This is a genomic window from Streptococcus parasuis, from assembly GCF_021654455.1.
Lineage (GTDB): Bacteria > Bacillota > Bacilli > Lactobacillales > Streptococcaceae > Streptococcus > Streptococcus parasuis.
Window position 1 is genome coordinate 1,527,308 of sequence record NZ_AP024276.1, and the last position, 24,021, is coordinate 1,551,328.

At 39.3% G+C, this 24,021-nt stretch carries 25 protein-coding genes; 3 read left to right on the forward strand and 22 right to left on the reverse strand.

What is annotated here, in order from left to right:
- Nucleotides 1-26: 26 nt before the first annotated feature.
- The 4 genes from yghU to rplK form a co-directional block, all read right to left on the reverse strand.
- The gene (gene yghU, locus L6410_RS07665; protein WP_237395259.1) at nucleotides 27-815 is read right to left on the reverse strand and encodes a glutathione-dependent disulfide-bond oxidoreductase; all 789 of its coding nucleotides are present in this window, start codon (nucleotides 813-815) and stop codon (nucleotides 27-29) included.
- Between the two features lie 8 nt (nucleotides 816-823).
- A complete protein-coding gene (locus tag L6410_RS07670; protein ID WP_237395260.1) occupies nucleotides 824-1,114 on the reverse strand; it encodes a hypothetical protein in 291 nt (96 codons plus the stop codon).
- 105 nt (nucleotides 1,115-1,219) lie between these two features.
- Complete coding sequence (gene rplA, locus L6410_RS07675; protein ID WP_004194879.1) at nucleotides 1,220-1,909, reverse strand: 50S ribosomal protein L1; 690 nt, start codon at nucleotides 1,907-1,909, stop codon at nucleotides 1,220-1,222.
- 40 nt (nucleotides 1,910-1,949) lie between these two features.
- Complete coding sequence (rplK, locus tag L6410_RS07680; protein ID WP_024382554.1) at nucleotides 1,950-2,375, reverse strand: 50S ribosomal protein L11; 426 nt, start codon at nucleotides 2,373-2,375, stop codon at nucleotides 1,950-1,952.
- Nucleotides 2,376-2,529: 154 nt separating this feature from the next.
- Here rplK and L6410_RS07685 point away from each other — a divergent pair, with 154 nt between their 5' ends.
- The gene (locus L6410_RS07685) at nucleotides 2,530-2,898 is read left to right on the forward strand and encodes a DUF3397 domain-containing protein (protein WP_024403648.1); all 369 of its coding nucleotides are present in this window, start codon (nucleotides 2,530-2,532) and stop codon (nucleotides 2,896-2,898) included.
- Nucleotides 2,899-3,086: 188 nt separating this feature from the next.
- The gene (locus L6410_RS07690; RefSeq protein ID WP_237395183.1) at nucleotides 3,087-4,343 is read left to right on the forward strand and encodes an ISL3 family transposase; all 1,257 of its coding nucleotides are present in this window, start codon (nucleotides 3,087-3,089) and stop codon (nucleotides 4,341-4,343) included.
- A gap of 38 nt (nucleotides 4,344-4,381) precedes the next feature.
- Here the strand turns inward: L6410_RS07690 and L6410_RS07695 are convergent, their stop codons facing one another.
- From L6410_RS07695 to L6410_RS07760, 14 genes are all read right to left on the reverse strand, one after another.
- A complete protein-coding gene (locus tag L6410_RS07695) occupies nucleotides 4,382-5,317 on the reverse strand; it encodes an ABC transporter ATP-binding protein (protein WP_237395261.1) in 936 nt (311 codons plus the stop codon).
- Entirely contained in the window at nucleotides 5,314-6,357 is a 1,044-nt protein-coding gene (locus tag L6410_RS07700; protein WP_160864617.1) for an ABC transporter ATP-binding protein, read from the reverse strand. The genes L6410_RS07695 and L6410_RS07700 overlap by 4 nt, the downstream gene beginning before the upstream one ends.
- A gap of 14 nt (nucleotides 6,358-6,371) precedes the next feature.
- Nucleotides 6,372-7,403, reverse strand: coding sequence for an ABC transporter permease (locus L6410_RS07705; protein ID WP_237395262.1), 1,032 nt, complete (start codon nucleotides 7,401-7,403; stop codon nucleotides 6,372-6,374).
- 10 nt (nucleotides 7,404-7,413) lie between these two features.
- Entirely contained in the window at nucleotides 7,414-8,328 is a 915-nt protein-coding gene (locus tag L6410_RS07710) for an ABC transporter permease (protein ID WP_237395263.1), read from the reverse strand.
- A gap of 63 nt (nucleotides 8,329-8,391) precedes the next feature.
- Nucleotides 8,392-10,038: a peptide ABC transporter substrate-binding protein gene (locus tag L6410_RS07715; protein ID WP_237395264.1), complete on the reverse strand. Its 1,647-nt coding sequence runs from the start codon at nucleotides 10,036-10,038 to the stop codon at nucleotides 8,392-8,394.
- 430 nt (nucleotides 10,039-10,468) lie between these two features.
- Entirely contained in the window at nucleotides 10,469-10,855 is a 387-nt protein-coding gene (gene gloA2, locus L6410_RS07720) for an SMU1112c/YaeR family gloxylase I-like metalloprotein (RefSeq protein ID WP_160863635.1), read from the reverse strand.
- Complete coding sequence (locus tag L6410_RS07725; RefSeq protein ID WP_237395265.1) at nucleotides 10,855-13,230, reverse strand: DNA translocase FtsK; 2,376 nt, start codon at nucleotides 13,228-13,230, stop codon at nucleotides 10,855-10,857. The genes gloA2 and L6410_RS07725 overlap by 1 nt, the downstream gene beginning before the upstream one ends.
- 120 nt (nucleotides 13,231-13,350) lie before the next feature.
- The gene (locus L6410_RS07730; RefSeq protein WP_172055616.1) at nucleotides 13,351-14,709 is read right to left on the reverse strand and encodes a glycoside hydrolase family 32 protein; all 1,359 of its coding nucleotides are present in this window, start codon (nucleotides 14,707-14,709) and stop codon (nucleotides 13,351-13,353) included.
- Between the two features lie 18 nt (nucleotides 14,710-14,727).
- Nucleotides 14,728-16,338, reverse strand: a complete 1,611-nt coding sequence (locus L6410_RS07735) for an ABC transporter substrate-binding protein (protein WP_237395266.1) — start codon at nucleotides 16,336-16,338, stop codon at nucleotides 14,728-14,730.
- 42 nt (nucleotides 16,339-16,380) lie between these two features.
- Complete coding sequence (locus tag L6410_RS07740; protein ID WP_160863638.1) at nucleotides 16,381-17,268, reverse strand: carbohydrate ABC transporter permease; 888 nt, start codon at nucleotides 17,266-17,268, stop codon at nucleotides 16,381-16,383.
- 9 nt (nucleotides 17,269-17,277) lie between these two features.
- A complete protein-coding gene (locus L6410_RS07745) occupies nucleotides 17,278-18,198 on the reverse strand; it encodes an ABC transporter permease (RefSeq protein WP_024403655.1) in 921 nt (306 codons plus the stop codon).
- 109 nt (nucleotides 18,199-18,307) lie between these two features.
- The gene (locus L6410_RS07750; RefSeq protein WP_160863639.1) at nucleotides 18,308-19,348 is read right to left on the reverse strand and encodes a LacI family DNA-binding transcriptional regulator; all 1,041 of its coding nucleotides are present in this window, start codon (nucleotides 19,346-19,348) and stop codon (nucleotides 18,308-18,310) included.
- Between the two features lie 105 nt (nucleotides 19,349-19,453).
- A complete protein-coding gene (locus L6410_RS07755) occupies nucleotides 19,454-19,993 on the reverse strand; it encodes a hypothetical protein (RefSeq protein WP_024403657.1) in 540 nt (179 codons plus the stop codon).
- Between the two features lie 63 nt (nucleotides 19,994-20,056).
- Nucleotides 20,057-20,413, reverse strand: coding sequence for a DUF2500 domain-containing protein (locus tag L6410_RS07760; RefSeq protein ID WP_024391713.1), 357 nt, complete (start codon nucleotides 20,411-20,413; stop codon nucleotides 20,057-20,059).
- A 147-nt stretch (nucleotides 20,414-20,560) separates the two neighbouring features.
- On the opposite strand from L6410_RS07760, the gene L6410_RS07765 reads away from it, so the two are divergent.
- Nucleotides 20,561-21,361, forward strand: a complete 801-nt coding sequence (locus L6410_RS07765; protein ID WP_237395267.1) for a peptidylprolyl isomerase — start codon at nucleotides 20,561-20,563, stop codon at nucleotides 21,359-21,361.
- A 53-nt stretch (nucleotides 21,362-21,414) separates the two neighbouring features.
- On the opposite strand, the gene L6410_RS07770 is transcribed toward L6410_RS07765, so the two are convergent.
- The 4 genes from L6410_RS07770 to macP form a co-directional block, all read right to left on the reverse strand.
- The gene (locus L6410_RS07770) at nucleotides 21,415-21,960 is read right to left on the reverse strand and encodes an ECF transporter S component (protein WP_172019261.1); all 546 of its coding nucleotides are present in this window, start codon (nucleotides 21,958-21,960) and stop codon (nucleotides 21,415-21,417) included.
- Nucleotides 21,957-22,802 carry a pyridoxamine kinase gene (locus tag L6410_RS07775; RefSeq protein WP_172075875.1) on the reverse strand — a complete coding sequence of 282 codons (846 nt, stop codon included), beginning with the start codon at nucleotides 22,800-22,802 and terminating at the stop codon, nucleotides 21,957-21,959. The genes L6410_RS07770 and L6410_RS07775 overlap by 4 nt, the downstream gene beginning before the upstream one ends.
- A gap of 198 nt (nucleotides 22,803-23,000) precedes the next feature.
- Nucleotides 23,001-23,690, reverse strand: a complete 690-nt coding sequence (locus L6410_RS07780; RefSeq protein WP_172040089.1) for a 5'-methylthioadenosine/adenosylhomocysteine nucleosidase — start codon at nucleotides 23,688-23,690, stop codon at nucleotides 23,001-23,003.
- Between the two features lie 8 nt (nucleotides 23,691-23,698).
- Nucleotides 23,699-24,019 (reverse strand): cell wall synthase accessory phosphoprotein MacP, encoded by a 321-nt coding sequence (gene macP / locus L6410_RS07785; protein ID WP_024403663.1) that lies wholly within the window; start codon nucleotides 24,017-24,019, stop codon nucleotides 23,699-23,701.
- Nucleotides 24,020-24,021: the final 2 nt, after the last annotated feature.

Below are 24,021 nucleotides of genomic sequence, written 5' to 3' on the forward strand. Positions count from 1 at the left end.
AAAAACCCACCCAATGGGTGAGTGGTTTAATGATCAATGGACTGATACTGCACTGTCAACCCTCGTTGTACAGCTGGACGCTGAGCTATTTTCTCTACCCAGGTCTTTAGATGCTTGTAAGAATCAACATCTAAAAATTCTGCTGAACCTGGATATAGTTCTCCTTGCACCAAGCGACCATACCAAGACCAAATAGCGATATCAGCAATTGTATAAGTGTTACCTGCTACATATTCTCTAGTCGCTAATAACTGATTCAAGAGATCCAGCTGACGCTTAGTTTCCATTGTATAGCGATTAATCGGGTATTCTTGCGCTGTCGGAGCGTAATGGAAGAAATGTCCAAATCCTCCACCAACAAATGGAGCTGCGCCAGTTTGCCAGAAGAGCCAGTTAAGAACTTCAGTCCGTTCAGCCCATTCTTTCGGTAAGAGAACATCAAATTTTTCTGCTAAATAGAGAAGAATATTTGCTGATTCAAAGACGCGAACGGGTTCTTTTTCAGAATAATCTACCATGGCTGGAATTTTGGAATTGGGGTTGATAGCAACAAAATCGGAGCCGAATTGGTCTCCTTGACCGATATTGATGAGAAAGAGATCATAATCAGCTTCCGAAATACCTAACTCTTTCAACTCCTCCAACATAATAGCAACCTTAATGCCATTCGGCGTCCCCAATGAATAGACTTGGAAAGACTTCTCTTCCTTCGGTAGATCCTGCTCAAAGCGACTGCCTGCTGTTGGACGATTGCCAGATTGGTTGTCGTTTTCATCTTCCCACTTCCATACGAGTGGTTTTGTATATTCTGTCATGTTTTCTCCTATTCTATCTTACCTGGAATAATGCTTGCATAACGATAGTGATTTTGAAGTTCTTGAAGATAGCGGGCTAACTGAACCAATTCCTTGGGTGCTCGACAAGTCAGAGCTGTTAGCTCTGCATTGATAAAGCGACTTAAGTATCCAGCCAGTATATAGAGATTTTCCTCCTTGTCCAACTGACCTGCCACCTCCAACATTTTTTCACGCAGGGCTTCTGAAAATGCTTCCTGCGAAAGGTTGTAGGCCGCAGAAAGGTGGTCATAAAACTCATCTTTTTCCGCTATTTTCATTGGATGACTCCTTTATGTAAATTGAGTATAGTATAAATCGAAATCAAGTGCTTGTCAAGAAAATCTCAAGAAAAAAAGATTGCCCTAAGACAATCTTCTTATTGATTAAAGTGAGTTAGGATCAACTTTGATACCAACACCTTGTGTTGTTGTAATTGATACTGAAGTCATGTAAGTACCTTTAGCTGTAGCTGGTTTAGCTTTAGCCATTACATCGTGGAAAGCTTTGAAGTTTTCAACGAGTTTGTCAGCGTCAAATGATACTTTACCGATAAGAGCTTGTACGATACCTGCCTTGTCAGCACGGTAAGTGATTTTACCACCTTTAGACTCTTCAACTGCTTTAGCAACATCCATTGTTACTGTACCAGTTTTAGGGTTTGGCATCAAGTTACGTGGACCAAGTACGCGACCAAGACGTCCAACAACAGCCATCATATCTGGAGTTGCGATAACAACGTCGAAGTCCAACCAACCACCGTTGATTTTAGCAACGAGGTCATCTTCACCAACAAAGTCTGCACCAGCAGCTTTTGCTTCTTCTGCTTTTGCACCACGTGCGAAAACAAGAACACGTGAAGTTTTACCAGTACCATTTGGCAATACCATTGCACCACGGATTTGTTGATCAGCTTTACGAACGTCGATGTTCAAGTTGTAAGCAACCTCAACAGACGCATCAAATTTAGCGAAGTTAGTTTCTTTTGCAAGAGCAACAGCTTCTTCTACGCTGTACAATTTTGTGCTGTCGATTTTCTCAAGAGCAGCACGCAAGTTTTTGCTTTTTTTAGCCATATTATATGTCTCCTTGTAATCAGATAAACTTGGGTGCTACTTAGTCAGTAACAGTGAATCCCATAGAACGAGCAGTACCTTCGATCATACGCATTGCAGCTTCTACAGATGCAGCGTTCAAGTCAGGCATTTTAGTTTCAGCAATTTCTTGTACTTGTGCACGAGTAACTGTTGCAACTTTAGTTTTGTTTGGTGTACCTGAACCTTTTTCAACACCTGCAGCTTTTTTCAAAAGAACAGCAGCTGGTGGTGTTTTAGTGATGAAAGTGAATGATTTATCTTCATACACAGAGATAACAACTGGGATGATCATACCAGCTTGGTCAGCTGTACGAGCGTTGAACTCTTTAGTGAATCCCATGATATTGATACCTGCTTGACCAAGTGCTGGTCCGACTGGTGGAGCTGGAGTAGCTTTACCTGCAGGAATTTGAAGTTTTACGAGTTTTTCGACTTTTTTAGCCATGATATAAAATCCTCCTATTGTGGTTTTGGCGGTAATTACAGATTTTTACCTCCCACAAATATGTGTTTTACACATACCTTTTCATTATACACGATTTTCAAAGAAATGCAAGCTTTAGGTTTACTTTTGTTCACATTTTTTATAGAATAGACTTATGTTTGAATCAATGATTTTTTTAAAGATTGCGGCAATATTATTTCTATTTCTGACTTTGGCACTTTCCATTATAGTTGTCAATTTTTTTAAATTGCAAAAAAGAGGATGGAATTTTGCGGATATTGCCTTTCCATTATTTGCCTTTGAGTTTTATCTTATTTCTGACAAGGCTTACTATAGTAGCTTAATACCTTATCTGACCTTCTCACTGTCAGTACTTGCCATCGGTCTTTGTCTCTTCTTCTTGCTTCAAAAAAGACAGTTTAACTACAAACGATTTTTCAAAGTATTTTGGAGAGCTGGCTTTATCTTGACATTCCTGATGTATTTGGCCTTGGTGATTGCTGTCTTAACTTTAAAAAACTAAGTTCGAAACCTATCACATGCAAAAAAACCTGAAATTTTCAGGTTTTTTTATTTTATTTCTTATGGCTCTATAATTTCTGTAGTGGGTAAAACCACCGTGGAGATTATGGAGCCTTTTTGAGTATAGAAAAAAAGTCCCATATGACCTATAATGAAAAGTGCTCAAACTATCATTTTAGAAAGACTCATATGGAACAACTAAATCTTATCACAAATTTTCTCAGAATTAAAGACAAAAATATCACTATCACTGATGAATATGATATGGGAACTCACTTAGAACTCCACGGTTACTTGGATTACATGGCTCCTAAATGCCCAAAATGCAAGGGACAAATGGCTAAGTACGACTACCAGAAAGCATCAAAAATTCCCTACCTAGAAACCGCTGGTTATCCACTCCTTATCCGCCTTAAAAAGCGTCGTTTCAAGTGTAAAGAATGTGGGAAAATGGCGGTCGCTGAAACTCCTCTTGTTAAGAAAAACCATCAAATATCTGTCGCTGTTAACCAGAAAATTGCCCAATTACTCATCGAAAATCAAGCAATGACACATATCGCACACAGGCTAGCTATCTCAACATCATCAGTTATGAGAAAGCTCAATGAGTTCAAGTTTGAAACGGATTGGAATACCCTACCTGAGGTGATGAGTTGGGACGAGTATGCCTTCAAGAAGGGGAAAATGAGCTTCATCGCTCAAGATTTCAACTCCCTAAATGTCATCGCCATTCTCGACGGAAGAACTCAAGCAACCATCCGAAACCACTTTCTACGCTATCCTAGAAAGGTTAGAAATCAGGTCAAAGTGATTACCATGGATATGTTTAGTCCCTATTATCAACTTGCTAAACAGCTTTTTCCGAATGCAAAAATCGTACTAGACCGCTTTCATATTGTTCAACACCTTAGCCGGGCTATGAACCGTGTCCGTATTCAAATTATGAATCAATTCGACAGAACATCGCAGGAATACCGAGTCTTGAAACGCTACTGGAAATTGATACAACAAGATAGCCGTAAACTCAGCGATAAACGATTTTATCGCCCTATGTTTCGAATGCATTTGACTAACAAGGAAATCCTAGAAAAACTCCTGTCTTTCTCCAAGGAACTACGACAGCACTATGAACTCTATCAATTGCTCTTATTCCATTTCCAAGAGAAGAACTCAGACCATTTCTTTGACCTCATCGAACAGGAAGTAGCCACTGTTAATCTTATTTTTCAGACGGTATTTAAGACATTTCTAAAGGATAAAGACAAGGTTTTAAACGCCATGGAATTGCCTTATTCCAACGCCAAACTGGAAGCTACCAATAATCTCATCAAAGTCATTAAAAGAAATGCCTTTGGTTTCAGGAACTTTGAAAATTTTAAAAAACGGATTTTGATTGCTTTGAACATAAAGAAAGAGAGAACGAAGTTCGTCCTCTCTAGGTGTTAGCTTTTCATCTACCCACTACAGTTGACAAAGAGCCTTTCTTATTTGTTTCGTTCAGCGCGGTATGCCGCAGCCTCTTCTTCTGTAGCCAATACAAAGTGACCAGGCGTAATCTCATGCATCTGACGTTCTTGACCATCTAATTCAGCACTTGGATCGTATTCCACATGGATACGATTTTTTTCAAATTCTGGATCCGGTTCAGGGATAGCAGAAAGCAAACTCTTCGTGTAGGGATGAATTGGGTCATTGTAAACAGCATCCGACGTTCCAATTTCCAACATTTTACCCCAGTGCATAACACCAATACGGTCAGAGATGTACTTAACCATTGATAAATCGTGTGCAACAAAAAGATAGGTTAGACCTTGTTCTCTCTGCAATTTTTGCATCAAATTAACAACTTGTGCTTGGATGGATACATCTAAGGCTGAGATTGGTTCGTCAGCAATAATGAATTTTGGACGAACTGCTAAGGCACGAGCAATACCAATCCGTTGTCGTTGTCCACCTGAAAACTCATGCGGATAACGCGTTAAATGATCCTTATTTAAACCGACTAAATCCAATAAATGTTGAACACGCTCATCCCGTTCTTCTTTTGAAGAAGTCAAGCCGTGAATATCCAAACCTTCTGCAACGATATCTCTGATTTTCATACGACCATTCAAACTAGCTTGAGGATCTTGGAAAATCATTTGTGCATCTTTTCGAAATTCTTTCAAATCTTTTCCAGAAAGCTTTGAAATAGACTGGCCATCAAAGAGAATATCACCAGCATTATAGTCATACAACTTTAAAATTGTACGGCCAACCGTTGTCTTCCCTGACCCAGATTCACCAACGAGACCAAAGACCTCTCCTTCATAAATGTCAAAGGAAACATTGTCAATGGCTTTAACTTCGTTTTTCTTACCTGCATTAAAAGTCAATGAAACATTTTTTAGTTCAACGAGTTTTTTTCTATTTTCGCTCATTGTTTCTCCTTCTTACTATTCCATTTTTCCCAACGTTTCAAGATTGCTAACGGTGGGGTAATTTCAGGAGCTCGCTCATCTAACAACCATGTTGCTGCATAATGGCTATCTGAAATTTGGAACATTGGCGGTTGCTCTTCAAAATCAATATCGAGAGCATATGCATTTCTGGCTGCAAAAGCATCTCCAACAGGAGGGTTCAACAAATCTGGCGGAGTTCCAGGAATGGATTCCAAACTTCCAGAAGTAGTCTCTGTTGTCGGCATAGAGTTTAATAACCCCCATGTGTAAGGATGTTGCGGATTATAAAATACTTCCTCAACCGTTCCAACTTCCACAATCTTCCCTGCGTACATAACAGCCACACGGTCCGCCATACCAGCTACCACACCCAAATCATGGGTAATAAAGATAATAGAAGACTGTGTTTGAGACTGAATTTCTTTCATCAAATTCAAAATTTGCGCTTGAATCGTCACGTCTAAGGCAGTTGTTGGTTCATCTGCAATTAGAATTTCTGGATTCGCTGCAAGTGCAATCGCGATGACTGCACGTTGACGCATCCCACCTGACCATTGATGTGGATAATCTTTAATGTGCTCTTCAGCATTTGGAATACCAACCTTTTTCATGAGTTCCAAGGCACGTTTCAAGGCCTCTGATTTGGATACCTTTTCATGTAAAATGATTGGCTCAGCAATTTGCATACCGATTGTCATTGTTGGATCCAAACTTGTCATTGGATCTTGGAAAATCATGGCAATTTCATTTCCACGAACTTTTACCCACTCACTCTCTGACAACTCGCTCAAGTCTTTATCTTTAAAATGAATCTTACCTGACAAATGTGCATTTTTTGCATTTAAGCCCATTAGCGTACGTGTTGTTACTGATTTACCTGAACCTGACTCTCCAACAATAGCCAGAGTTTCACCCTTGTTCAATGTAAAATTCACATCACGAATGGCCTGAACTTCACCGGCATAGGTATGAAAGGTAACATTTAAGTTTTCAACCTGTAAAATCGTTTCTTTATTCATCACAGCCTCCATTCCTAGTCTGCACTTGATTTCGGATCAAAAGCATCACGTAAGCCATCACCTAACAAAATAAAGGCAAGCGAAATCAATACTAATGCTGCTGCAGGAATCATTACTTGATATGGATAATATTGTAAGTTTTCTTGAGCGTCTGTAATCAACGAGCCAAGAGATGCTGTAGGTGGTTTTACACCGAGGTTGATGGCTGACAATACAGACTCATACATGATTGCACTAGGGACAGTCATCATAATTTGGACAATAATAATACCTGAAATATTTGGCAAAACATGTTTAAAAGCAATTTTCAGGTTGCTCTCACCTAACGCACGAGAGGCAAGTACAAAGTCACGCTCCTTGTAGGATAGGGTTAGGTTCCGAACCTGACGAGCCATCGAGGTCCATCCAACAATTGCGATTGAAATAATAATAGAAGTCACACCATTTCCTAAGAGCAAACCAAGCATGGTTACAATAACCAAGTTCGGAATGGAAGAGATAACTTCGATCACCCGTTGCATAACCGTGTCCACTTTTCCACCAGAGAAACCTGAAATCAGACCATAGGTCACACCAATAACCAAGTCAATCAAAGTAGCAACAACTGCAATTAAAAGGGAGATACGAATACCTACAGTCACTCGTTTGGCGATGCTACGTCCAAGGTTGTCCGTACCTAAAACAAACTTAACCCCTTCAGGAACACTCTGATCTGCATAGGCATCATTTGCTTCAGTATTTCCTGAATAAACAATTGATCCATTCCAGAATGGTAAGTTATCACTAATTTTTGGTGGCAAGTTTCGATATGTAGAGACTTCTTCACTATTAAAACTATTGGCAGAATTTGTAGAAACCACAAAAGTTGAACCAATTGCAAATACTAGCAAAAATCCAATAAACCATAATGAAATAACTGCTAATTTATTTTGCTTTAATCGTCGCCAAGCATCTTGCATAAACGACAAGGCTGGCTTTTCAATTTTTTCCTGGGAGTCTGAGCTACCCGCACCAACCAAAGTAAATGTTTTTCTTTGTTCTGTCATTATTCACTCCTTATCCCAGTCTGACACGTGGATCCACAATGCTAATGATAATGTCCGTAATCAAAATAGCAACCATGAGCATCATTGCATAGACAATTGTAGTCCCCATAATCACTGGATAGTCTTTTGTAGGAATTGACGTTACAAACTGTTGACCTATCCCTGGAATGGAAAAAATCTGTTCAATCAAAGCTGAACCCGTCAAAATATTAGCCGCCATTGGTCCAACCAAGGTCAGAACAGGAATCATTGAATTACGGTAAGCGTGATGATTGGTTACTTGACGATTTGTCATACCCTTTGCACGCGCCAACTGAATATAGTCAGTGTTCAAGGTTTCAATCATTTCACTTCTGAAGAAACGTGTAACCTGTGCAAAGACTGGGATTGCAAGGGCGAAAGTTGGCAAGATAGTTTGTTCAAAAGTCCCCCATCCTGAAAGAGGTAATAACGCCCATTTGAAACCTAGATAGTCCAACAAAAGTAGACCAATAATAAATGCTGGAACTGAAATCCCTAAAGTTGATAAAATACTCAAAACACCATCAATTTTATTGTTTTTATTTCTAGCTGAGACAGCACCAACAATGAGACCGCCACTAATTCCGACAATCAGGGCTTGAATTCCAAGATGAACTGACACACCGAGACGTTGTACAATTAATTTAGTCACAGATTGGTTAATGGACTGATAGCTTGTCCCAAAATCACCATGTAAGATATCAGTTATATATTTTAAATACTGTTGCCACAATGGTTTATCCAAACCATATTGTTTATTCATCATGGCAATCATTTCATCCGTTAATTTCGGACTATTATATGGTGTTCCGGGCATAATTTGCATTAAAAAGAAGGACAGAGTAATAACTACCCACAACGTCGCCACCAGAATGGCGATCCTTTTCAATAAATATTTAGTCATATTATTCCTCAAATCAAAAGCAAGAATTGGCATATCCAATCCTTGCGCGTATTAATTCAATAACTACTCTTCTATGTAAGCGTAGGTAAAGTCTTCTTGAAGACCTGTTGAGTTACGAACAAATCCTTTAATAGATGGATTTTGAAGAGCTGCTTGGCTACGGAAGTATAGTGGGTTGTAGTAAGCATTGTCAAACAAAACTTTCTCTGCTGCTTTATAGTCAGCCGCTGCTGCATCAACATCAAGAGCATCTACTGTCAAAGCTTTATTATAGGCAGCGTCATACTCAGCGCTTGAGAATTTACCATAGTTGTAAGCAGAATCAGATGTCATCAAACCATAGAATGTAGATCCTTCTGGATAGTCACCACCCCAAAGAACAAGAGCAACTTCGAAGTTTTGGTTCTTAGTATCTTCCAAACGTTGTTTAAAGGTTACAAATTTTTCTTCGACTGTCAATCCAGGAAGAGCTTTCTCCCACGTTTCTTTCAAGTAATCAACTGCTGCTTTAGCTGCTGGACGATCAGCATCCGCAGTAATGGTTAACGTTACTTCAGAAAGTCCAGCTTCTGCCAAACCTTCTTTGAATAGCTTAGCTGCTTCAGTTTCGTCATAAGTATAACCAGGTGCAATAAATTCAGCCAAGTCTGTGCCATCCGACAAAGCAGCCAAACCTGTTGGCGCAAAACCTGTTGCTGCTACTGAACCTGTATTAATAGCTGCTTCAACAACACCTTCACGATTTGTAGCCAAATTCAGTGCTTGACGAATTTTTGTATTGCTCAAAGCTGGAACTGAACCAGTTTGGTTGTATACCATGTAAGCTGTAGTTGCTTCTTTAACTGGTACCACATCTTCGTTGTTTTTATTTGCGTTATAGATAGCTGATGTATCAGAAATTAACGCATAATCTAACTCACCTTGTTTGTACATTTGAACTGCTGTATCTGGTTTCTTAACAGTTTGGAAATTAACTGTTTCAATCTTTACATTTTCAGCATTCCAATAATTTTCATTCTTAACAAGTTTATATGTTCCACTTGTACCATTCCAATCTTCAACAGTAAATGGACCAGAGTAGATTTGGTTATCTGATGAAGTACCGTAGTCATCACCTACTTTTTCAACAAAGGCTTTACTTTGTGGAACAAAGTTAGAGAATGATAAGAGACTCTTGAATTGAGGTGACGGAGTTGCTAAAGTAAAGATAACTTTATTACCCTCTGCTTTTACACCCAATTCCGTTACAGGTTTTTCACCTGCAATAACAGCTTCACCATTTAAGATACCTGATTCAGCAACTAGGTAAGCATATTCTGATGCTGTCGCTGGATCAGCAATACGTTGCCAAGAGTAAACAAAATCTTCAGCAGTCAAATCGCTTCCGTCTGACCATTTTAAACCGTCACGAAGTGTAGCTGTATAAGTTAACCCGTCTTCTGAAATTTCCAACTTCTCAGCTAAATCTTCGTTCAATTCGCCGTTTTCACCGGCACGTAATAAGTTACTTCCAGAGTTACCAATTGCAGTGGCTGAATAGCGGTCGGTATTTTTTGAAATGTCGAGCGTAATGATCTCAGTTGGTGTATACCAATTAATAGTAGTAGTGTCTGCTGATGAAGATTTTGAACCTCCATTACCGCAGGCAGCTAGGACAGAAAGTGTAGCTACAGCTAAACCTGCTGTAGCGAGTTTTTTCCATTTATTCATAAGAAAATCTCCCTGATTTATGAACTTTTTATCAACTTTTTAAGTTATGCTTAAGATTATATACTAATCTTTATTCACTAGCAAGTGTTTTTGATAAAATTTTCTGACTTTTCTTTCAGTTTTTAATATACGTAATATATATTAGTATCTATTGCGACATACTTATTTTTTATACTAATCGCGAATTATGTTTTCGTAAACACTTGACAACATTCGTTTTTACCCTTATTTTTCAAAAGTCTAATCTGTGAAATTATACAGTAAATGACATGCTTTGTATCCTTTACACATAATGTTAGTTTTTGTTACATTGAAGCATAAAATTATTTGATAAAAAAAAAGTAATTAGCTGTTTACTAACTACTTTTATTCCAATCAATGGTTCAAATTTTATTAGAGTTTGCTCAAATTCCTTCAAGTAATGACGAAATTATTCATGGATTTCTAATGGAAGACCATCTGGATCAAAGAAAAATGCCATCTTTTTTCCGTCAAAATCATCCCACCGTACGCTTTCATGCCGAATCCCAAGCATATCAAACTCGCTTAAACACTCTTCTACATTCTCAACCTTAAATGCTAGATGACGGAGTCCAGTATGCTCTGGATTTGGCATAGCAGGTCGCTTTGGGGCATCTGGTTTAATGAAAATTTCCAAAACCAGATTACTTTTTCTTACATTAAAAAGAATATCCTTTTTTTCTGGACGGATATGCTCATCAAGTTGTTCAAACCCTAACTTTTCGACATAAAATTCCCTTGTATTTTCATAATTGCTACCAATGATAGCAATATGATGTACAGTATCAAGTTTCATTATTGCGTTTCTAACACCTTTCTTGGTTTTGTGCCTTCTGCAGGGCCGATGACACCTGCAGCCTCTAATTCTTCCATTAGTCGTGTTGCTCGGTTAAATCCGACAGATAAGCGACGTTGAATCATCGATGCACTGGCTTTTTGTGTCTCAATCACTAAAGCACGTGCCTCATTAAAGAGAGGATCCCCTTCGTTTGTTCCTCCATTTCCTCCGAAATCAGAATCACCATCAGACACTTCCCCAGGATCAAAGGTATCATCATATTCTGCGTCAGCCTGCTCTTTTACAAATTGAACAATACGTTCTACATCATCGTCTGAAATAAAGGAACCTTGTAAACGCATTGGCGCAGATTCTCCAATCGGGTGAAACAGCATGTCCCCCCGTCCAAGCAGTTTTTCTGCTCCATTCTCACCCAAAATAGTCCGCGAATCCGTGCCTGATGCCACAGCAAAAGCGACACGGGACGGTACATTGGCCTTGATAAGACCAGAAATAACATCCACTGATGGCCTTTGAGTTGCAAGTATCATATGAATCCCAGCCGCGCGCGCCTTTTGTCCAAGTCGAATAATAGCATCTTCGACTTCTTTACTAGCTACCATCATCAAGTCAGCAAGTTCATCCACAATGACAACAATGAGTGGTAATGGGATTTGTTTTTCAATCGAGCGGCTATTGAATTCTTCCACTTTGGCATTATAACCTTCTAAATTTCTAACCCCCACTTGACTGAACAGCTCATACCGTTTTTCCATCTCGTCAACGACTTTTTGAAGGGCACGCGCTGCTTTTCGTGGATTGGTTACAACAGGAATTAATAAGTGAGGAATATCATTATAAACGGATAGTTCCACCATTTTGGGGTCAATCATCATGAACTTCACTTGATCTGGGCTTGCTTTCATCAAAATTGAAGAAATAATCCCATTGACAGCCACTGATTTCCCTGAACCAGTCGAACCAGCCACCAATAAATGAGGCATCCGTGTCAAGTCAAACGAGCGAACCGTTCCATTGACAGCTTTGCCAAGTGGAATTTCCAACAATTTAGCCGGGTCCGTCTTGGATTGTTCCCATAACTCTCGAAAAGGCACCATTGCTACTTCTGTGTTCGGCACCTCAATACCAACGAGTGATTTTCCTGGAATAGGGGCTTCAATTCGTACATCTTTGGCTGCTAAGGCCAGTGCTAAATCATCTGCCAAATTTGAAATACGATTGACGCGAACCCCAACTGCTGGTTTTAGCTCATACCGAGTCACTGATGGCCCAATTTCTGCTCGTTCAACTACTACTTTGATACCAAAACTTGCAAAGGTGTCTTCTAACACTTTTATATTCTGACGAACGATTCGCTTCTCATTGGTTTGTCCTTTTACTTTTATAGGGGCAAATAAATCAATGGTTGGCAATTTGTAAGCCAATCGTTGCTTGGGTTTAAAATCTATTTGAATGTCAGTATCTTCAACTTCTTCGTCTGCGAGTTCCTGCTGGGCCTCCATAACTGGAAGATCATCTTGTGCAAGCATGACTGGAAACTCATCTTCGGGTTCCAAATGATCGTATTCAGAAAAAATTGGTACTTGAACGGGTTCTTCTATCTCTTTTTCCTCTATGATTTCCCCTGTTTCAAGATCAATTTTTCGTTGAGGAGAGGTGCTTTCATCGGTAACCTCAACTTCATTTTCAATTCGGAGGCGCTCCTCCTCAAGACGAGCTAATTCTTGCTGGCGTTTTTCTTCTCGTTCAACCCGCTTCTGTGCACGAAGCTCTGCTCTTTTTTCTTGTCTTTCAGAAAGTCTATCTCTGAAAACTGCCATTCCATCCGCCACATCGTATACAGACCATGGGCTCATAAAGAAAATCCCAAAGGCTATAAATAAGAAGCCGATGAAAAAGGTGCCTACATTTGAAAACAGGAATGACACTGGCAAATAGAGTAGATTTCCAACTAAACCTCCTCCAAAGAACTCTGACACTTTGAATGAGGATAAATCTCGAAGAGCCAACTTGAGTGTCTGATGAAATAAATCATTTCCCTTAAAATTCCAGTCAAAATAGGCATGAAATTCAAGCAAGAGTCCTGCAACGATTAGCCAAAAACCGGAAATAGTTCCTTCACGATTCCGAATTTGATTTGGAAACAAGAAATAAACAAATGCACCCACAATCAAAAGGTAGGCCAAACTACCAAAAAGCAATCGGAAAATGTTGTAACTGGTTACCCCAAACACTCCCAATCGACTTGCTGTAAATGCTAAAAAAAGGAGACCGATGATGCGTAAAACCATCTTTTTAACACGCTCTTGTTGAGCCAGTTCCGCCTTTGTCGGCCGTCTTGTCGCCTTTCCTTTCTTACCTGTCTTTCTCATATATACCTCAACTTTCTCAATCTCTTTATTTTATCATAATTGAGAAGAATTTTCACATCAGAAAAAGCCCTGCCACGCAGGACCTTCCTTGGAGTGAAAAATAATTTAGGGGGAACGAATTTATAAAGTATTTAAACTTCTATTACCTTCTACATAGAAAGTTGATGTCAACGTTTCTTGACCGTTATTGACAAAGATTTCCAAACAGTTGGTGTCAACCAAAACCAATAAGTCCGTTGCTTGAACCGCCACAGCTCGGCGAACGGTTGACCATTCCTCTTCACCAGCTTGCTGGATCTTGAGAGAGCTGCGATCTATATAGACTTCCTGCTTGGCTGAATCATAACCAAATTGAAGATAATCTTGGTCATTTCCAAGTTTCAAGTCCAACCTGTCATCCAGTTTGAGGGAGAATTTGCTTGGTCCTTGAATAACTTGACCAATTTCAATTTCGGCAAAGCTATTCAAGATACTTGCTGGCAAGACCTGTTGGAGTCCATTCTCACCATGCTTGAGTAGACGAGGCAGGGTCATTTGTCCATACCATTTATGACCAAGGTCATTGGGTACAAGCGGACGTCCCCAAGTGTGCATCCAAGCTATCATGACACGCTCTCCTTCTGGACCTTGGGTTGTTTGAGCCGCATAGAAATCATGACCATGGTCAATTTCTTTGAAGGAATCTGCCACAAAGACTTTCTTGTCCCAGTCCACATGACCTGTCACAAAGATATTGGAATTGATATTGACAAAGTCGTTGTCTTCTTTTTGATACCGCATCGGCGAAACAATCAGGTACTCCTGACCATCTACTTCAAAGTAATCCGGACATTCCCAAACGTGACCTTGGTGGGCTTCCCCTTTTAAGAAGATAGACTCAAATTGCCAGTCCAGCAAATCGTCAGATCCTAGTAGGACAATACAGCCGCCCCCGTCTTTGTGCTTAGTTGCCACAACAGAATAGTAGCGACCATCTTTCTCGAAAATCTTTGGATCACGGAAGTCATTGGCGATGACTTCTTCCGGTAGAAATTCCTCCGTCGCAACAGGGTTCTGTGCGATTTTTTCAAAATGTATACCATCTGTCGAATAGGCCATGTTCTGCACCTGTCTGACAGAGCCATCTTCATTGACGATGTTGCCTGTATACATGAGCCATAGGGTATCATCTTTAACAATAGCTGAGCCCGAGAAACAGCCATCCTTATCGTAGTCCTTATCTGGGGCGAGGGCAACTGGAAGATGTTCCCAGTTGACCAAGTCCTTACTTTTGGCATGACCCCAATGCATTGGCCCCCAGACACTTTCATAGGGATTGAATTGATAAAAGAGGTGGTATTCTCCTTTGAAATAGACAAACCCATTCGGGTCATTGATCCAGCCAATTTCTGGAACAAAATGACGCTCTGGTATAAAAGTCGTATCAACGGTTACTTTTTCTGCTTGAATGTATGCATTGGCTTTTTCAACTGTTTTCACAGGTAGCCTCCTTTTTGATTACTGATTTTCTTTGTATTGATCGTAGTATTTTTGTTTGATAGCTAACCAGTCAGACAGACCGTAGCTTTCCAATTCTTTCAAATAGCCATCCCATTCTTCTTCGACACCGCCGTTCACAATCCATTCTGCACGTTTGCGGTAGATGAAGTCGTTCATATCTGCTTCAACCTGGGCAATCTTGTCCAAATCCTCTTGTTCCATGAAGACACGTGGGTAGATTTCATCATTTGTTACATAGTCCATATAAGTAGCGTGCATCAAGTCCAAACGCCATTTGGCATCATCTGGCATGGTGGTTACTGTTCCATAGTATTCATCAAGAATTGCCAAAGGTCCACCCACTTCTGTCTTCTGACGTAATTCGCCTGGTGCAGTACCGTCCAATGGCAAGTGTTTCAAGCTCTTAGTTGCTTCATCAAACTCAAAGATGTTTTGTTGGCTTTCATCTCCGTATGTACCCCAGTTGTTTTGAACAGATTGGAGTGGAGCGTATTGGGCATCAATCCATTTGGCTGTTAACTCCAAGTTTTTATTTGCTGATGTAATGACCATGCGATCACGCTGGAAACCCATACCGTTTGTACGGGTGATGTGTTTGGTTCCGTCAGGACCTGCCAAGACTGGTAAGATATCATAGGTATCATTCATACCAGTCACGTTTGCTTTATCCCAAGTAAAGTAAACACCGTAAAGATTTTCACTTCCTTTAGAAATATAGGTATTCCAATCTTGTTCGAACGCCTCAGGATCAAGAAGACCTTTTTCTTGAAGGGTACGTATAAATTGAACACCCTCCTTATAATCTTCATTATCTGCAGTGAAGTCAACTGTTCCATCATTGTTGACAACCAAATGGTCATCATTATCCCCAACACCAAAGGCACCGAACAAAATTTTGAAATCCTCGTTACCGCCACCATTGATAAAGGACATTGGAATTTCGTCAGCTTGGCCATTACCATTTGGGTCTTGTGTTTTAAAGGCTTCAAGAACCTTAATCAAGTCATCAGTAGTTTTTGGCATTTCAAGACCAAGTTTGTCCAACCACTCTTTGTTAATCCAAGCAATGTCGCTAACAGTGTGGATTGATTCCTTACCTTCACCCAACTCTTCAATCCATGGGAATGAGTAGATATGGCCATCAGGAGCCGTAATCATAGAACGGTATTCTGGATTTTCATCAAGAATTTTCTTCAGGTTTGGCATATGCTCATCAATCAAGTCTTCGACTGGTACAATGACCCCTTGCTTCGCCCAGTTCATCAATTCTACATCAGAAGCACCGTCGTTATGAATGGCATCTGGTAAATCACCTGAAGCAATGTCCAAGTTCCGTTTTTCACCAAAATCTGACGGATAATTTGTCCAGTCAATATGCACACCTGTTTCCTCTTCTAAGCGCTTGAAAATTAATTTTTCATTTGGATCTGCTGGAGCTAAAGGCGAACTAGCAGTCATAAACTTAAGTGTGACTGATTTTTCCAACGGAAACTGAACATCTTTTAACTCATAATCCGGGCTAGAAGCCGAATTTTTTGAACCACAAGCAGCTAAAAGAACTGTACTTGCAAGAAGCGTAACAACTGTTTTTCCAAATTTGTGTTTCATCAGAAACAACCTCCTATTATATTACTATTTTACTGGATAAGATTAACCTTTTAATGAACCAGCCATAATACCCTTATCAAAGTATTTTTGGAAGAATGGATACATGACAATCAACGGTAGACTTGAGATAATAATTGTTGCATACTTGATCATTTCAGCAATTCGCTTCATTTCATTCATGGCAGCCTGTGCCCCAATCATATCCTTCGCAGGTTCGCTTTGGATAAGAATTTTTCGAAGAACAAGTTGAAGTGGTTCTAAATTAGGATCTTTTATATAGATCATTGCATCAAAGTATGAATTCCACTGCCCAACAAAAGCATATAGGAATAACACAAACATAATTGGTTTTGCAAGAGGCAACATAATTTTTAAGAAAATTTGAAATTCGTTAGCACCATCCATAACTGCTGCTTCAACCAACTCATCTGGCAAGCCTTGGAAATAAGTTCGCGCTAAGATGATATTCCACACATTGACTGCACCAGGGATGATAATAGCCCAAACAGTATTTAGCATCCCTAAATCTTTAACTAGGAGATATGTAGGAACCAAGCCTCCGCCGAAGAACATTGTAAAGACAAGGAAGGTATTGATCCATTTTTTTCCAACCAAATCTTTTTTTGACAAGGGATAGGCAGTCATAACTGAAATGGCTACTGTGATAAAGGCGAAGGAAAATGAGTAGAATAATGAATTCAGAAACCCTCGTACTATTGATTTATCCGAGAAAACCCTCTGATAACCTTCAACTGTCCAATCCTTGGGATCAAAGCTGATGCCTTTACTGATTAAGGCTTGCGGATCCATAAAGGATGCAACAAGGATATAGACCATTGGAACAACTGTTATTAAAACAAGAAATCCTAATAATATTTTATTGACAACGAGCATTCGCTTGTCAAATTTTGTATACATTTGCGAATTCATATGAACCTCCTATAAACCTTGTCCATCGTTAATGCGTTGGACAAATTTATTCACTGCAATGAGCAAGATGATATTAATCAATGCATTGAACAAACCAACGGCCGTTGAGTATGAGTAATCACCTGATACCAAACCTATTTTATAAACATAAGTGGAAATAATCTCCGAACTTGTCAAGTTCAATGAAGTTTGCATCAAGAAGGCTTTTTCATACCCGACATTCATAATTCCACCAGCCGCTAAAATAAATTGGATCACCATAACCGGTTTGAGTGCTGGCAAGTCAATATGCCAGATCCGCTGAAGGATATTTGCCCCATCCAATTTTGCTGCTTCAATTAATGCTGGATCAACATTTACTAAGGTGGCCGTGTAAAGAGTTGATGCCCAACCCATTCCTTGCCAGATACCACTTAAGATATACAGAGGTCTGAAAAAGTCTGGATCTGTTAAGAAATTGGCCTCAATTCCAAAAATTCTAAGAATGGAATTGACTGGGCCTCCTACTGAGAAGAAGAGGAAAATCATACCGACAATAACAACGACCGAGATAAAGTTTGGGGCATAAAGCACCAATTGAATCCGTTTTTTTGCTTTATCACTCAAGAGCTGATTGAGCATGATTGCTAATATAATTGGCGGAAGAAATCCTAATAGAAGGCCATAGACACTCAATTTTAAAGTGTTGGCAAGTAGATTGCCGAAGTTTGGAGAAGAGAGAAACTTCGTAAACTCTTCAAATCCAATCCACTCACTTCCGAGTACTCCTCGTAGTGGATTGTAATCCTTGAAAGCAATCAGAACACCATACATCGGAATATACCGAAAAACGAATGTCAAGATTAATCCAGGGAGCAACATGAGCAATAAAATCTTCTGTTGCTTTATTCTTTCCCAAATTGTCACTTGCTGAAGTTTAGATGTTTTCATATGAACTCCTTTTGAAACGTTTCAAAATATTTTGTTTTAGAAAGAGGAAAAGTTATTCCTCTTCTATTATTTTTGAAACGTTTCATTTTTTATTTAAAAATAAAATCAACTAACTTGATGATTTTATTTTATCATTGTAACCGTTTTCTGTCAACTGCTTTTTGAAATTTTTTGTAGTTTTTCCTTCAATATAGGAAATTGGTAGGGTTATTTGAAGTGGCCGCTCTTTCTTATCAATGATATCTAAGAGACACGCTACCGCTTCCTTGGCCATCTCACCAATTGGTTGGCGAATAGTTGATAAATACTGCGAACGTTCTTCTGCTTGTAGAATGCCATCGTAACCAACTATTTGCACATCTTCTGGTACACGTTTGCCAATTTTTTCTAAGATTTCAATAGTATCCAGAGCTGCAAAATCATTTATCGTAAAGATGGCATCAATTTGTGGATGCTTGCGTAGAAATACTTCAACTTGCTCTAAAAAATCATCGTATGGCTCCTCTAAATCAAGAACCTCACATGGGAAACCAGCCTCTATTATTGTTTTTTCAAAGTAAAGTCGACGTTTCTTAGTCTCATTAATTGTTTTATTATGGCCACCAATGAAACCAAAATGTGTACCACCCTTTGAAATTAGTACCTGAGCAGCAAGTTCAGCCCCCTTTCTGTTGTCTGAACTAACACAGGCAATCGCTTTGTCTTCATAAGTTCGATCGATACTGACAAATGGAATATTAGACGATAGATAATTTTCAATAGGACTGTAAGTAATGGCAATTATTCCATCAACCTTATTTTGCTGAAGCATGGTGATGCAATCTAGTTCTCTTTTTGGACCAGAAATATTACAGAGCAACAATTTATATCCCTTTTTACTTAGTTCCACTTCAATGTGGTATGCAAATTCTCCAAAAAACGGGTGCCATACCGTTGGAATAATTAAAGCAATTGTCTCTGTTTTATTTTTCTTCATACCACGAGCATAGACATCTGGTATGTAGCCCAATTCATCAATCGCTTGGTGAACTTTTTGCAATGTAATTTCCTTGATTCCTTGCTCTTGGTTGATTACACGAGACACTGTTCCAACACTGACTCCTGCTAATTTGGCAACATCTTTCATGGTAATCGATTTAGTTGGTTCCATGGCTCGTCCTTCCTAGTTACAAAAAAATGAAACGTTTCAATGTTTATAACAGAATACCACTGTTAGCGTTTTCTGTCAAGAAGAAAAAAGGACCAGCCTTGCTGATCACATTTTCTTCTTCGGGTGTTTGTCTATTACTTCAGGGTGATTGTCTAGGGCTGCCTTTCCCTTTTCCGTCAAGGCGTAGCCGCGAACTGAAAAATACGGTGCCAATTTTTCTTCAGTCAAATACTCCTTAAGAGCTGCATCAAGGTCAGCAGCTTTTAATTTGGATAATCCTGTAACTCCTTCTGCTTTCAGAATACTTTTCTTTGCAGTTGAAGTGATATGATCCAACGAGTCAAAAGCCGTCTCGACATATGCAAATCCATTTTCAATCAATTGGTTCATATGTTCTGGACCATTGATACCATAGATATACTCAAAATACTTTGAATAAGGGGTCGTTGTTTCAAACGTTCCAAAGTTGATGCGCCATAATAAAATGATATCCCCTGGTAACAGACCTTCTTCTAGACGAACCATATTACGCTTTGGCACCGGTTTAGCTTCTAATAGCCAGGTCGCAAGATCACGTTCTGGGGAAATATAGGGTTTGACCTCATGGTCTTTATACATTTCTGCGATGCGTTGTTCAACAGACATAATTACCTCACATTATTATCTCTAAATAGTAAACTATTCCACAGGAAAAACCTAGATTGGTGACTAGGATTTGCGTTCAAAAGAGAGCATGCGAGTTCCTTGAAAGGTCAATGTTCCTTTATCTCCTTCCGTTAACAATCCGTATTCATGATCCTTGACGCGAAACTCCCTTCTTTGTCCATTCCATTCAAATGTCAGATAATAATTGGTCCGGGCTGTTTCATTTCCAAAGACATCGGTTCGCTTTGTGACCAGGAAGGCTTGACAAGTCTCAATTGGTGATTGGTTATTACGATGCCACTCCATAAAATTTCGAAGGATTTGAAAACATATTAGCCCAATTATGAAAATAAAAACGAAATAAAAAAGAGCCATTTCCCACATAATTCCTCCATGTGGACCAAATAAATTTCCAAACATATGGTAACCTCCTGTTGCATTTATAACAATAGTATATCATATTTAGTTCATTTAGAAACGATTGATTTCATCTAGGAGAAAAATTGAAAAAATTAGAAAAACATGGTAGAATGTGCATAATTTATAAGAACCAGAAAGGTATTTTCTATGAAGAAAACAATACTGTTTTTACTGACTTCCAGTTTATTTCTAACTGCCTGCGGAAATAGCTCATCAACTTCAGATTCCTCTAGCTCCACAAGTTCAACATCTGAAGCATCTACAACTACGGATACGACAGCATCAGGTCAATATGCAAAGGATTTGGCTTATGCGATCAACAATCCTTCAGCTACTTTTCCACAATTGTCAACTGATATAGCTGAAAATGAGGCTGCCGTTAAAATCAAGACAACTGAAGGGGATATTACTATCAAACTCTTCCCTGAGCAAGCACCTTTGACCGTTGAAAATTTCTTAACCCATGCAAAGGAAGGATACTACGACGGTACAATCTTCCATCGTGTCATTAAAGACTTTATGATTCAAGGCGGAGATCCACTTGGAAATGGTACTGGTGGTGAATCTATCTGGGCAGGAAAAGATACGACCATCGATGCTGGAAATGGTTTCAAAGATGAGTTTTCAGCCTTCCTTTACAATATTCGTGGCTCGCTTTCAATGGCCAATGCTGGTACCGGTACGAATGGTAGCCAATTCTTTATCAACCAAAATACCACAGACATGTCAAGCCAACTTTCTAGTTCAAGCTATCCTGGTAAGATTATTGAAGCCTATAAAAACGGCGGAAATCCAAACTTAGATGGCAAACATACTGTATTTGGTCAAGTGATTGATGGAATGGATGTCGTCGACAAGATTGCTTCTGTTGAGACGGATGACAATGATAAACCAAAAACAGATGTAAAGATTGAGTCAATTGAGATCATTAAAGACTACACTAACTAGTCAGACCAATAAAAAATGAAAACTTGAGAATTTCCTCAAGTTTTCATTTTTTATTACGATTGCTTTCCTTGTTTTCCATTATATAGACCCTTGAATACTTGATAGAGGATTGGTACAGCAATGATGGTCGTAATTGCAGTGCCATAGGTTCCTAAGATTCTACCCAAAGCTGCGAGGAAGGAAGCTGAGAAGGTTAACCCCCCGACAAAACTTCCCGTTAATGTATACTTCAATAGGTTCAAGATAATTTTTGTAATTGCCGCAACAATTCCAACCAAAATAATATTGGTTAAGCGATCATTTTCCTTGAGGAATTTCTCGTAAAACAAATGCAAAATGAAGCAGACAATGAGCGATTCTAAAATGGTAATCCAAGCGACTGAAGCATAACCAGATAGTAAATCAAAGATGCCTAGACCAAGTGACGCCGCCACAGCTCCTTTTTTGGCTCCAAATAGTAGAACACCCACAACCACTAGAGCATTGCCTAGATGGACAAATTGACTTCCGAAAGGAATGCGAATAAAGAAGACAACCACACAAATAAGGGCTGCAAATAAACTAACTTCGGTTAATTGACGTAATTGATTCTGTTTCATAATTTCTCCTTTACTGTTTGAAATGCCTGTTGTAATTCTGCTAAAAATGGTTCAAAATAAATCCCTAACTTTAGGTCTCGATTCAAAGAAAGGGTTTGTCTTAAGCTCTTGTCAATAAATTCTAATGCAAGAGGGATAGCTTGATGAAGATTGATTTGTTCAATGGTTGCTACTGCTAACAAGGTAGATAGAATGTCACCTGTTCCAAAGAAATTTGCTGGATATTTTTTAGACATATAGGTAGTTATTTCCCCAGTTTCCTGCTGAAAATAGGCTACACCTATTTGGCTATCATCAAAGGAAATTCCTGTCAGTACAATATCTGCAGACACCTGCTCTGCCAAAGATTTTACTAAATCCTCAATATCATGAATATCGTAGGAATCTCCCAAATAGTTTCTCCCAGTTAATAGAGAAGCTTCTGTTATATTCGGAAGAATGAGCTTGGCCGACTGAGTCAATTCTTTCATGGCCTCTACATAGGATGATGTAAAACCTGTATACAGTCTTCCACTGTCACCCATAATCGGATCTACAATCAATGGTGTCTCTGTTTGCTTGGCGTACATTGCCAATTGTCTAAGTTGCTGGGGACTTCTACAATAACCTGACAGAATTCCCGCTACTTTTACATCCAATTTCTTCCACTGTCTAAAATAGGCTCGATTCAAGTCAGTCATATCTTCAATGACAACATCTGGGAAACCACCTGTGTGTGAGGATAAAAGAACTGTAGGTAAAAGCATTGTTTCTACCTGACAAGCAGCCGCAATTGGAATACTAGTTGCTAGTGCAACCTTACCAACACCAGGTAAGTCGTTCGCAAGCAATAATCGCTGCATGATAACTACCTCCTAAATTATTTTTCATAAACAAAATTGTAAAGGATTATCATACATTTTTCAATCTTACATATCCATAACTGTATGGGGACAGATAGCTGAAACCTTGCAACACCAGTCTCAAATTATTACATAAGAAAAACAGCAACAACTCTTTGCTACTGTCGTCCTTTTCAATGTATTGTTGTCAAAATCTGCTTAATATTTCTCCAGAAAGGCAATCAAAATCTGGGCAGAACGTTCTCCTGCTTGAATGATAAATTCATCAAAGGTGATATTGGCATCTCCCTGAGCTGTATCACTCATGGCACGGATAACCAAGAATGGCTTGCCTGTATTGACAGCTGCTTGAGCAATAGCTGCTCCCTCCATCTCTACGGCAAGGACTTCTGGGAAATGAGTTTTGATCGTAGCGATTCTCTCCTGACCTGCGATAAAACTGTCACCTGTCACAATCAGACCCACGTGGCTAATCATTTCCTGCTCTGCTAAAACGGTTCTGAGCTGTTCTAACAAGGCTTGGTCGGCTGGATAATACAATTCCTGCCCTGCCATTTGCCCGTAAGCATATCCAAAAGCTGTCACATCCACATCGTGGTATGCCAATTGATTTGCTACAACCACATCACCGATGGCAATACCGTCAGCAACAGCACCAGCTGAGCCTGTATTAACAATGACATCAACTGCAAAATGGTCTGCCAAAATCGCTACAGACATAGCTGACATGACTTTTCCAATCCCTGATTGAACGAGTACTACATCATGCTGACCTATTCGTCCCTGATAGTAAGTTCGACCCAAGACATTGGTTTCTGCTTTATCTTGTAGATGCTCAACTAAAATCTTTAGTTCTTGAGGCATGGCTGCGATAATTCCAAATTTCATCTCTTCTCCTAAATAAATAATACTGCAATGATAAAGATAATCAGCAAGATGATGACCCACAAGAGGATTTTATTCACTTTACTACGGAATTCTTCTCTCTTGATGGTTTCAATACGACGACTTTTTACCACACTGGGTTTGACTGGAATTCGGATGGTTTGGCCTTCCTCATACCCTTGATACTCTTCTTCTAGATAAGGCTCAAATACATTGTCATCCATCGAAACATCTTGATTTGGACTATAATGTCCAAATTGATTTGATTGACCTGAATACTGATTCTTTTTCACTTTCTCTAAAATATCATCCGTTAACAAGGGCTTCCTCATGC